The sequence below is a fragment of the Paenibacillus sp. UNC496MF genome (assembly GCF_900113915.1).
Taxonomy (GTDB): Bacteria; Bacillota; Bacilli; order Paenibacillales; family Paenibacillaceae; genus Paenibacillus_Z; species Paenibacillus_Z artemisiicola.
Genome location: NZ_FORE01000007.1, coordinates 363,891 through 375,266 on the forward strand (window position 1 = coordinate 363,891; position 11,376 = coordinate 375,266).

The window sequence follows — 11,376 nt, forward strand, 5'->3', positions numbered from 1 at the left end:
AACATTTACATGAACACGTGCTTGACTTCGTAGTCGCGTTCGACCGTCAGGTCCACGAAGCGTTCGCCGAGGCGGACGAGCGGCCGGAAATATTCGGACGAATGCGTCATGACGATCGTGCCCGTCTCGCCGGATTCGAGCTCGACCCGCTTGCCGATGAAATTCGGAATCATGTGGCGGATGAACGTATGCGTCGTCTCGGGATCCAGCTCGGAGAAGCTCATCCGGTACAGCTCCTTCAGCACGTACAGCAGATCGCGCTTCTTCTGGTAGACGCGGGACGAGATCATCGCGCTGTAGACGTCGGCGACGGCGACGATCTTGGAGACGGGATGCATGGCGGAGCCGGGCAGGCAGTTCGGATAGCCGGTACCGTCGATCCGTTCGTGATGCTCGAGCGCGACCGTGGCGGCGATCGAGTCGCCGAACGACTCGCGGATGATGCGGTGGCCGAACACGGTATGCTGCTTGATCGTTTCGAATTCGTCCCGGGACAGCTTGTCCGGCTTGTTCAGGATATCGTCCTGAATCTGGCACTTGCCGATGTCGTGCAGGAAGCCGGCTTGCCCGATCTTGACCGCCGCTTCTTCGCCGTACCCGAGCCAGGAAGCCAGGTAGTACGAGAGCATGCCGACTTGAACGGAATGCTGGTACGTGTAATCGTCCTTCGTGTTCAGCAGTAGCAGCATCGAGACGACGTCGCGCTCCATCTTGAAGTTGTCGACGAGGGGCTGGAACGTCTGGACGACGTCGTCCTCGGCGATTTTGCCGTTCTGGAACGCGTCCCGGAACAGCTGCTCGCAGCCGTTGACCGCGTCCTGGTAAATCGGACCTACGGTCGGGAGCCACTTGGGGTTCAAGCCGGATTCGATCGTGCGGATCGCCGGCTCCTCCGCCGATCTCGTCTCGATGTCGACGTAGTCGATCCGATGCTGAAACAGCTTCGCGATGTCCGGCGCGTTCAGTTCCTTGCCCGCGGACAGCACGTGCAGGCCGTAAGAATTAAAGGTATCGCGAATCAGTCTGTCTCCTTGTTGCAGCTCCGTCACATGAATATGCATGATCCACCTCTACGCGGCTGTAAAATGGGCAAAATAGTAGGTTAATGGTAGCAATAAAATGCAAAATTGGCAATATCAGCATATAAGAATATCATGAGGATAAAGGCCTATATACCTTATCGGCACAACTTCGCCGCTTGTTAACCTGCGTTTTACGCTTCGGACCCCGCCTGCGCGAGCGGATCCCACGGCCCCTGCTGATGCCCCTTCCACTCGGAGCCGTCCTCCCAAATTTCCCGCTTCCAGATCGGCACGATCTGCTTCAGGCGCTCGATCGCGTACCGGCTCGCTTCGTAGCAGCCTTCCCGGTGGGGGGAGGAGACGGCGATGACGACGCTGATCTCCGCGATGTCCACGACGCCGGTCCGATGCCAAATGGCGCATGCCGTGCCCGGCCAACGTTCGGCGATCTCGTCGCCGATCTGCCGCAGCGTCTTGACGGCCATGGGAACGTAAGCCTCGTACTCCAGGCGGACCGTCCGCTGGCCGTGCGTCCATTCCCGCGTCGTGCCCGTGAACGTCAGCGCCGCGCCGTTGTTCGGCACGATCACTTGGGCCGTGACGGCCTCCACCGACAGCGGCTCCGGCGTGACCCGGTATCGGGCGTCCGCGTCGCCGGCCGTTTCCCCGGCCGGCTCGTCTTCGCCGCCCGACACGGGCGGGAGCAGCGCGAGCTCGTCGTCCGCGCGCACCGGCTCGCCGTCGGCCGCATAGGCTTGATTGCGCGCCATGAAGGCGGCGGCGATCAGCCGCGCGTGCCCCGGATAGCGCGCGGCGAGCGCTTCCTTCAGCTGCGCGACGGTCAGCTCGTCCTCCGGCAGCTCGAGCTCGGCGGAAGGGCCGCCGAAGCGGTCGGCAAGGCCGGCGAACAGCCGGACGTTCCATTTCACAGTCATGTCAAAAATCCTCTCGCTTCCAAGGGTAATGGTTCCCATAGCATACCATATCGGGTGCAAAAATGTTATGCTAGGAGGAGTAACGGAAGAATCGCAAAGGAGAGTGCGGGCCATGTCAGCGTTAACGGATCGATTCGGACGCGTCCACGATTATTTGCGCATTTCCGTGACGGACCGCTGCAATCTGCGCTGTCTGTATTGCATGCCGGAGGAAGGCGTTCAATTCGAGCCTTCCGAAAACCTGCTCGGGTACGACCAGATCGCCGAGGTCGTGCGCGCAGGCGCGCGTCTCGGCATTTCGAAGCTGCGCATCACGGGCGGCGAGCCGCTCGTCCGGCCGGGCTTGCCCGGACTGGTGCGGGAGCTTGCGTCCATTCCCGGCATCCGGGACATCTCGCTGACGACGAACGGCGTGCTGCTCGCGGATCAAGCGGAGGCGCTGCGGGCCGCGGGCCTGAAGCGGGTCAACATCAGCCTCGATACGCTCGACGCGTCGAGGTTCCGCTTCATCGCCCGGCGCGGGGAGCTGCGGCGCGTGCTGGAGGGCATCGAGGCGGCGGCGGAAGCGGGCTTCGCGCCGATCAAGCTGAACTGCGTGCTGCTGAAGGGCGTCAACGAGGACGAAATCGCCGCGTTTCTGGATATGGCGGTCAAGCGGCCGCTTCATGTCCGGTTCATCGAATATATGCCGATCGGCCATGCCGACGACAATTGGCGCAACCACTACCTGCCGCTGTCGCGCGTGCTGGAGATCGCCGGAGAGCTCGGCCTGGCGTTCGAGCGGATCGGTGACGTCCTGGGCAACGGGCCGTCCGACGATTACCGCATCCGGGGCGGGGCGGGGACGTTCGGGTTGATCCACCCCGTGAGCGATCAGTTCTGCACGCGCTGCAACCGGCTGCGCCTGACGGCGGACGGCAATTTGCAGCCTTGCCTGTACTGGGTGGACGAATTGAACGTGAAGCCGGCGCTGGGGCATCCGGAAGAGCTGGAGAAGCTGTTCCTGAAGGCGCTGGCCATCAAGCCGCGCAACCACGAGATGGCCGCCAAGCTGGCGGACGAAGCGCAGTCCCACGAGCCGACGGCGCGCCGGATGTCCCAGATCGGCGGTTGACCGCGGGAGAGCGGACGTCGGGCGGGACCGCGAAGCGAAGCGGATCGATCAAGGATGAACAAGCAAGTTGAAAATACGCGACGGACGGAGACGATAGAACCGATGACGCAGCAACAGCAGCAACGGATTGCCGTTCACGACGGGGACCGGGCACCGGTCCTCTTTTCGCCGGAAGAGATGGCCGCATCGGCGGGCATCGTCTTTCCGCTGGCCGAGCGCGTAAGCGGCGCCGCCGGCGACGCGTTCGATTTCGGAGCCTGGTTCGCCCGGTTCCGGGAGCGGGAGGGCGCCGATCCCGGCGAACCGCTGCCGACGCATTTGAAGCTGGAAGCGGCCGATACGTTCGAAGCGGTCATCCCGTGGGAACAGCTGACGGACGCGGCCGTGCAGTTTGCCCTGGACGGAGCGCCTTTGCCGAAGAACGGGCCGGTCCGGCTCTACGTGCCGAACGGGTCGAGCGAATGCCTGAACGTCAAGAGCATCGTCGCCTTCCGCCTCCTGCGGGACGAAGCGCGGCGCGGAGAAGCGTCGTACGGGTTCAAGCGGACCTTCTCGGCGGACGACATGCGAATCAAGAAGCCATAACCAACGCCGCACAGAACCGGGAGGCAGTCATGAAGGAAACGGCAACGAAGGCGCCTGACGTCGTGCTGCTTCACAGCAACGACATTCACAGCAGGCTGGAGCAGGCGGCCAAGATCGCGGCCTACATCGAAGAAACGCGGCGCGCGCACGGGAACGACCATGTGCTGGTCCTCGATATCGGGGACCACATGGACCGCATGCGGGTCGAGACGGAAGCGAGCGACGGCCTGGCGAACGTCGCGCTGCTGAACGCGGCCGGCTACGACGCCGCGACGTTCGGCAACAACGAAGGCTTGACCTTCACGCCGGAGCAGCTGGACGAGGCGTTCGGCGAGCGGGCGGCATTCCGGACGGTGTGCGCGAATCTGTTCCGGAGCGAGGGCGGCGGCCGGCCGGCCTGGATGCTGCCGCGGACGGTGATCGAGAAGGCCGGCATCCGCTTCGGCCTCGTCGGCGTGACCGCGGCGTTCGCGGAATTTTACGCGCTGCTGGGCTGGGACGCGACGAACCCGCTCGAAGCGGTCGCCGAGCAGGTCGGGGCCGTTCGGTCCGAGGCCGACGTGGTGATCGTCATGTCGCATGTCGGGCTGCCGTTCGACCGGCGCCTGGCCGAGACGGTCCCGGGCATCGACGTCATTCTGGGCGGGCATACCCATCATCTGTTGGAAGAGCCCGAGATTGTCGCAGGGACATACCTATGCGCGGCCGGCAAGTACGGGGAATACGTCGGACGGGTGGACATCCGCTATGACGCCGGAACGGGCCGCGCGGCGATCGAAGCCGGCTGCGTGGCGATGGCCGCTTATCCCGAAGACCCGGCCGCGAGCGGCGTCATCGGAGGCTTCCTCGCGGAAAGCGGGCCGCGGCTCGCCCGCGTCGTCGCCGAGCTCGCGGCGCCGCTTCCCGCGCTTCACGGCAAGGAATCGCCGCTCCCGAATTTGCTGGCCGCCGGGCTGCGCCGCTGGACGGGGGCCGAAATCGGCCTCGTGAACGCGGGCCAGCTGCTGGGCGGCCTGGCCGCGGGCGGCGTGACGGCCGGCGATCTGCACGCCTTATGTCCGTCGCCGATCAATCCGTGCCGCCTGACGCTCGCGGGCCGCGACATCCGCGCGAGCCTGGAGGAAGCGCTGCTGCCCGGCTTCATCGAGAAGCCAATCCGCGGCTTCGGCTTTCGCGGGATCGTCCTCGGGACGCTCGCGGTGGACGGGCTCGAGATCCGGTACGACCCCGACGGACCGCCGGGCGCCCGGATCGCGGCCGTCGCCGTGAACGGGGAACCGCTGGACGACGAACGCGCGTACGCGGTTGGGACGATCGACATGTTTACCTTTGGCGTCGGCTATGAGAAAATCAAGAACGGCACGAATGTCGCGTATTTTCTGCCTGAATTCATTCGCGACGTGCTTGAGCGGGAGCTGCGGGACGGCGAGACCGTCGCCGACAGCTTCCGTACGCGCTGGTCGACGTTATGACCGCGCGGAATGATGCAACTTGCGGAAGCGCGCCGTCTTCATAAGGGCGCCGCGTCTTTCGCGACCGTCAGGCGGGAATCCGGCAATAACAGTTTCAGGAGGGTAAAATGGGAGACATTATTCATTCGATTATTCTAGGGATCGTAGAAGGCTTAACCGAATTTTTGCCCGTTTCATCCTCGGGTCACATGATTTTGACGAACAAGCTGCTCGGCATCGCATCGGACGATCAAGCGATCGTGACGTTCGAAATCATCATTCAATTGGCGGCCATCCTGGCGATGGCGCTCGTGTACCGCAACCGGATCGCGGATCTGTTCGGGCTCTCGCGCCGCACGGAATCGCTCGGCACGTTCACGTCCGGCCATTCCGCGCCGCGCCGCAAACGGTTGAACCTCATCCACGTCGCGCTCGGCATCGTGCCGGCCATGCTGCTCGCTTACGTATTGAAGGACGTCATTAAAGGCGAAGGCTTCAACCAGGCGCCGGTGCTGCTGTCCCTCGTCATCGGCGGGATCTATATGATCGTGGCGGAGAAGCTGTCGAATTCCGGCCGCATCCGCGTCAAGTCGGAAACGATGGACGACATCTCGTATCGCCAGGCGTTCGGGATCGGCCTGCTCCAGTGCCTCTCGCTCTGGCCGGGCTTCTCGCGTTCCGGTTCCACCATCGCGGGCGGGATGCTCGTCGGGACAAGCTATAAAGCCGCCGCGGACTTCTCGTTCCTGATGGCGATTCCCATCATGGTGGTCGCGTCCGGCTACGAGATGCTCGACAGCTACAAATACATCACGGGCGACAATCTGTCGTTCTTCATCGTCGGCTTCATCGTTTCGTTCGTGGTCGCATGGCTCGTCATCGTGCTGTTCCTGCGCTTCATTCAGAAGGTCCGCTTGACGCATTTCGCCATCTACCGGTTTATTTTGGCGGCGGCGTTCTGGATTTTCGTCATGAGATAGGAAAATTTTGTCGACATTTGGCGAATCTGATCTTGCTCTTTTTCCTTAAATCCCTTACATTAACATTACGGCACTCATCCTAAAATAGGAAAATAGAAGCAGAGCAGGGGTCGATAAGATGCGTTTATTGCCCGTCCAACTGTGTCAACCCGGCATGCGGCTCGCGAAGAAGATCTATTCCGAGGAAGGCCTCGTGCTGCTTGGCGCCGACGTCGAATTAACCCAGAAGCTGATCAAGCGCCTCGATGAATGCGGCATTCATTTCGTCTATATCCACGATCCCCGGACGGCCGACCTGGTCGTCCCGGATTTGATCAGCGAAGAGACGCGCCGCCGCGCGCTGACCGAGATACGCACCAACTTCCGGAACCTGATGGACCGGCCCGACCGGAAGAGCGGCATGACGTATCCCTACATCGGCAAGGCGTTCCGCCAAGTCATGGGCATGGTCATCGACGATTTGACCGGACAGAAGGACGCCATGGTCATGCTGATGAACATGGGCATCGTCGACAACTATTTGTACCATCATTCGCTGAACGTGGCCGTCTATTCGACCGTGCTCGGCATCGCGAACGGATACTCCCGCGACGAGCTGATGACGCTCGGCCTCGGCGCGGTGCTGCACGATATCGGCAAGACGCAGATCAGCGTGAACATTTTGAAGAAGGAAGCGCAGCTCTCCCGCGAAGAATACGAGGAGATGAAGCGGCACGCGGAGCGCGGCTTCAACCTGCTCAAGGACGAGCCGAACATTCCGCTCTTGGCCGCGCACTGCGCCTACCAGCATCACGAGCGGCTGGACGGCAGCGGCTACCCGCGCGGCATCAAGGGCGACCAGATCCACGAGTACGCGAAATGGATCGGGATCGTCGATTCGTACGACGCCATGACGACGACGCGGATCTACCGCGACCCGATGCTGCCGCACGAAGCCGTGGAGTCGCTGTACGCCGGAAGCGGCACGCTGTACGAGCAGCGGATGCTTCAGCTGTTCCGGGACAAGCTCGCGATCTACCCGCTCGGCATCAGCGTCAAGCTGCAGACCGGCGAGCGCGGCGTCGTCGTCGACATCCATTCGTCCTGCCCGCACCGGCCCGTCGTCCGGGTGCTGAGCGACGAGAGCGGCGAAGCGCTCCGCGCGCCGTACGAAGTGGACTTGTCCAAGCAGTTGACGGCGATGATCGTCGGCGTGAACGAAAGCGAGAAGCGGCCGATGGCGGGGGCGGCGAGCTCATAGCGGCCGCTTCCGTGCCAGCGGAATATGACGTCCAAGGAGCCGAAAGGCTCCTTTTCTCGTCTAACCGGGAGCCGGCGCTGCCGGGCGGTTGGGGACAGGCGCCGCCGAAACCCGTTTGCATCCGCCGCCCCCGGACATTACAATAAGAACAAGCCGCGAAGAACGGCGGGCGATTACGTTGAAAAGTCAGGTGCTGAACAGATGTTGAACGCATTACCGTACCCGTTTACCCCCAAGGACGATCCTTGGGATCCCATTCTTTCGCTCCGCCGCCACGGGCGCCATCGGCTCACGAGCGTGGAGATGACGCTGTCCAATCTCTGCAACATGCGCTGCGAGCACTGCGCGGTCGGAGACACCCTCGTCCTGGCCGAGCCGGAGAAACTGCCGCTCGATCTCATGCTGCGCCGGCTCGATGAGATCGACGAGCTGAAGACGATCAGCATTACCGGCGGGGAGCCGACCTTCTCCGGCCGGACGGTCAAGGAATATATGATTCCGCTGCTTCAATACGCGCGGGACCGGGGTATATTTTCTCAGCTCAATTCCAATATTACATTGGATTACTCCCGTTACGAGGCGATCGCGCCTTACCTGGACGTCATGCACATTTCGTTCAACTATACGTCCGCGGACGATTTTCACGCCATCGGGTTCGCCAAGAGCGGCCATCCGGTGCCGATGCCGGTCGCGAGCCGCATGTACGAGCGCATGATGGACAACGCGCGCAAGCTCAGCGATGGCGGGCTCTTCGTGTCCGCGGAATCGATGATCAACTTCCGCACGCACCGCAACATGCGCGAGATTCACCGGCTCATCGTCGAAATGGGCTGCAAGCGCCACGAAGTGCACCCGATGTATCCGAGCGCGTTCGCCGCGGATTTGCCGGTCATCTCGCCGCAGGAGATGCGCGACGCGGTGAAGGAGCTGCTGGATCATCGGGACCCGTCGCTGTGGATGCTGTTCGGCACGCTGCCGTTCTACGGCTGCAGCGACGACGCCGCGGACCGCGAGCTGCTGAAACGGCTGGCGAGCGAGCCCAACGTCACGGTCCGCAACGATCCCGACGGCCGCAACCGGCTGAACGTGAATGTGTTCACGGGCGACGTGTTCGTCACCGATTTCTCCGACGTGCCGTCCTTCGGCAACGTCAAGCAGGACCGCTTGAACGATCTGTTCGACCGCTGGCTGTCCCACCCGCTCGCCAAAAGCGTGGACTGCCACTGTCCCGCCGCCTCGTGCTGCGGACCCAATCTGCTCGTGAAGGACATGTATTACCGCGACGTGGATTTCGGTACGCGCCAAGCGGTGCTGTGACGGAGGGCGACAGACAGAGAGACAGCGGCTGCAAGGCCGATGAGAGGAGCGGAAACGACTTTTGCAGGAATTTGAATTCGGGAAGATCTTTTGGAATCTTTGCATCGTTCTCATTCTCGTACTGTTAAACGGCTTTTTCGTCGCCGCGGAATTTTCGCTCGTGAAGGTCAGGCAGTCCCGGTTGACGCAGCTCGTCAACGAAGGCAACGCGCGCGCCAAGTACGCGATCAAGGTCAACCAGCGGCTGGACGCGTATTTATCCGCGACGCAGCTCGGCATCACGCTCGCGTCGCTCGGCCTCGGCTGGGTCGGCGAGCCCGCCATCTCCGAGCTGATCGTGGAGCCGCTGTTCCATCTGCTCGGCCTGGACGACGGCGCGTTCATGCATACGGTCTCCGTCGTGATCGGGTTTCTGTGCATCACGTTCCTGCATATCGTGCTGGGGGAGCTCGCGCCGAAATCGCTCGCGATCCAGAAGTCCGAAGGCACGTCGCTGTTCGCGTCCATGCCGCTTCTGTACTTCTACCGGGTGTTCCTGCCGGCGATCTGGCTGCTGAACGGATCGGCCAACCGGCTCCTGCGCCTCTTCGGCGTGCAGCCGGCGAGCGAGCACGATTCCGCCCATACCGAGGAAGAGATCCGCATCCTGATGGATCAAAGCGCGAAGAGCGGCATCATCGACAAGGACGAACTGGAGCTATTCGACAACATTTTCGAGTTTTCCGACCGACTGGCCCGGGAAGTCATGCTGCCGCGAACGGACATGGACTGCCTGTACGCGAACCTGCCGTTCGAAGAGAATTTGAAAACCGTGTACGCAAGCAAGCATACGCGCTACCCCGTCTGCGTCGAGGACAAGGACCAACTGATCGGGTTCGTGCACATTACCGATCTGCTGACCGCGGATCCGGACGAAGAGCATGATTTGCGCCGCTACCTGCGCCCGATCCTGAACGTGCCGGAATCGATGGAGGTCAGCCATGTCCTGCAGCTGATGCAGCGCAGGCACTCCCAGCTGGCGATCGTCGTGGACGAATACGGCGGCACGGCCGGCATGCTGACGACGGAGCTGATCCTGGAACAAATCGTGGGCGAAATCCACGACGAATTCGACGACGTGCAGCCGGAAATCGTCGTCAAGGGCGACGTCACGTCCGTCGAAGGGCGCATGCTGATCGAAGAGATCAACGACATGTTCAACCTCGACATCGAAGACGAAGACGTCGACACGATCGGCGGCTGGCTGTTCACGAAGCTCGAAGGCAATCCCGAACGGGGCAAGAAGGTCGAATTCGACGGCTACGCGTTCGAAGTGGCGGAAAGCGAGCCGCTGCGCGTGCTGCGCGTCTTCATCTACCGGACGGCGAAAGAAGAATTCGAGGTCACGGGGTTCGGCGATTAACGGTCTCCCCTCCCATACATACGCGAAGAGCTCATGTCGGCGGACATGGGCTTTTTTGCGCTGCGTCCGGGTTTAATAAATCGGGCCAAGCAAGATCGCCCGCCCCGCGACATAAGAATAGGAGTGGCAGTCGAATTGTTCGCATTTTCAACATGAGGAGGGGGAAGCGAAGTTGAACGCGGTAAACCCGACGCGAGATTGGTATCCCTTTGTAGGCCCGTGCGACCCGTGTCCGCCGAAATACGTGAAAACCTACTACGTTCCGCCGAACCAGTTCATCCCGTACCAGCCCATGAATCTCCCGCAGTTCCCGCTGCCGGAGGCGCTCAGGAGGGGAACGCTGTGGCCGGCGCTCTACGGCCCGTACGAATCCAAATGCCAGACGGGGAGGCCGGAAGAAAGTGAACAACACTAACCAGACGCTGGACGAACAGTATTATCGCATGCTGCTCGAGCTGCAGCAGATCGAATTCGCGTTGGTCGAATTGACGCTTTACCTCGACACGCACCCGAACGATCTGCAGGCGCTGCAGCAGTTCAACCAGCTGGCCCAGCAGCGCATGCAGAGCGCGCACCAATTCGAGATGCATTACGGACCGCTCATGCAGTTCGGACACAGCTACTCCAAGTATCCGTGGCAGTGGGTCGAAAGCCCCTGGCCGTGGCAGGTGTAACCCAAGCGCCGAGGGAGGTGGAACGCTCGTGTGGATTTATCAGAAAAAGCTCCAATATCCCGTTCGGGTCAGCAAATGCGATCCGCGGGTAGCCCGTTATCTGGTGGAGCAATACGGCGGTGCGGACGGCGAGCTGTCGGCCGCGCTCCGGTACTTAAATCAGCGCTACAGCATTCCGGATAAAGTCATCGGGCTGCTGACCGACATCGGAACCGAGGAATTCGCGCATCTGGAAATGATCGCGACGATGATCTACAAGCTGACGAAGGACGCGACGCCCCAGCAGATGGAGGCGGCGGGCCTCGGCGACAGCTACGTCATTCACGACAACGCGCTGTTCTACAACAACGCGTCCGGCGTTCCGTGGACGGCGGCCTACATTCAGGCGAAGGGCGATCCGCTGGCCGACTTATACGAAGACATCGCGGCGGAGGAGAAGGCGCGCGCGACGTACCAATGGATCATCGACATGACGGACGACGTCGATTTGCAGGACAGCCTGAAGTTTCTGCGCGAACGGGAAATCGTCCACTCCATGCGGTTCAAGGAAGCGGTGGAGATGATCAAGGCCGACCGCGAGACGAAAAAAGTGTTCTGAGGGCGCCGACGACCGGCAAGCTCCCGCGGCATGGAGGCCTCGGGGGCTTTTTTGCGCC

General features: G+C 61.9%; 12 protein-coding genes. 10 read left to right on the forward strand and 2 right to left on the reverse strand.

All coding sequences use genetic code 11. From position 1 onward, the window contains the following. Positions 1-5: 5 nt before the first annotated feature. Complete coding sequence (locus tag BMZ79_RS13430; protein ID WP_090640849.1) at positions 6-1,061, reverse strand: HD-GYP domain-containing protein; 1,056 nt, start codon at positions 1,059-1,061, stop codon at positions 6-8. A gap of 152 nt (positions 1,062-1,213) precedes the next feature. Further along, positions 1,214-1,957 (reverse strand): molybdenum cofactor biosynthesis protein, encoded by a 744-nt coding sequence (locus BMZ79_RS13435; RefSeq protein WP_177222139.1) that lies wholly within the window; start codon positions 1,955-1,957, stop codon positions 1,214-1,216. Between the two features lie 112 nt (positions 1,958-2,069). Between BMZ79_RS13435 and moaA the strand changes: the two genes are divergently transcribed. From moaA to BMZ79_RS13485, 10 genes are all read left to right on the forward strand, one after another. After that, positions 2,070-3,071: a GTP 3',8-cyclase MoaA gene (gene moaA, locus BMZ79_RS13440; protein WP_090640852.1), complete on the forward strand. Its 1,002-nt coding sequence runs from the start codon at positions 2,070-2,072 to the stop codon at positions 3,069-3,071. Positions 3,072-3,173: 102 nt separating this feature from the next. Beyond that, positions 3,174-3,656, forward strand: coding sequence for a hypothetical protein (locus BMZ79_RS13445; protein ID WP_090640854.1), 483 nt, complete (start codon positions 3,174-3,176; stop codon positions 3,654-3,656). 29 nt (positions 3,657-3,685) lie between these two features. Next, the gene (locus BMZ79_RS13450; RefSeq protein ID WP_090640855.1) at positions 3,686-5,128 is read left to right on the forward strand and encodes a bifunctional metallophosphatase/5'-nucleotidase; all 1,443 of its coding nucleotides are present in this window, start codon (positions 3,686-3,688) and stop codon (positions 5,126-5,128) included. Between the two features lie 107 nt (positions 5,129-5,235). After that, the gene (locus BMZ79_RS13455; protein ID WP_090640857.1) at positions 5,236-6,087 is read left to right on the forward strand and encodes an undecaprenyl-diphosphate phosphatase; all 852 of its coding nucleotides are present in this window, start codon (positions 5,236-5,238) and stop codon (positions 6,085-6,087) included. 118 nt (positions 6,088-6,205) lie between these two features. Beyond that, positions 6,206-7,327 carry an HD-GYP domain-containing protein gene (locus BMZ79_RS13460; RefSeq protein ID WP_090640858.1) on the forward strand — a complete coding sequence of 374 codons (1,122 nt, stop codon included), beginning with the start codon at positions 6,206-6,208 and terminating at the stop codon, positions 7,325-7,327. A 201-nt stretch (positions 7,328-7,528) separates the two neighbouring features. Beyond that, positions 7,529-8,644, forward strand: coding sequence for a radical SAM/CxCxxxxC motif protein YfkAB (gene yfkAB / locus BMZ79_RS13465; protein ID WP_090640860.1), 1,116 nt, complete (start codon positions 7,529-7,531; stop codon positions 8,642-8,644). 61 nt (positions 8,645-8,705) lie between these two features. Beyond that, the gene (locus BMZ79_RS13470; protein WP_090640861.1) at positions 8,706-10,046 is read left to right on the forward strand and encodes a hemolysin family protein; all 1,341 of its coding nucleotides are present in this window, start codon (positions 8,706-8,708) and stop codon (positions 10,044-10,046) included. Positions 10,047-10,218: 172 nt separating this feature from the next. Continuing rightward, positions 10,219-10,461 carry a spore coat associated protein CotJA gene (locus BMZ79_RS13475; RefSeq protein WP_090640863.1) on the forward strand — a complete coding sequence of 81 codons (243 nt, stop codon included), beginning with the start codon at positions 10,219-10,221 and terminating at the stop codon, positions 10,459-10,461. A 28-nt stretch (positions 10,462-10,489) separates the two neighbouring features. Then, complete coding sequence (locus BMZ79_RS13480; protein WP_090641032.1) at positions 10,490-10,720, forward strand: spore coat protein CotJB; 231 nt, start codon at positions 10,490-10,492, stop codon at positions 10,718-10,720. A 28-nt stretch (positions 10,721-10,748) separates the two neighbouring features. After that, the gene (locus tag BMZ79_RS13485; protein ID WP_090640864.1) at positions 10,749-11,318 is read left to right on the forward strand and encodes a manganese catalase family protein; all 570 of its coding nucleotides are present in this window, start codon (positions 10,749-10,751) and stop codon (positions 11,316-11,318) included. The last annotated feature ends 58 nt before the right edge of the window (positions 11,319-11,376 follow it).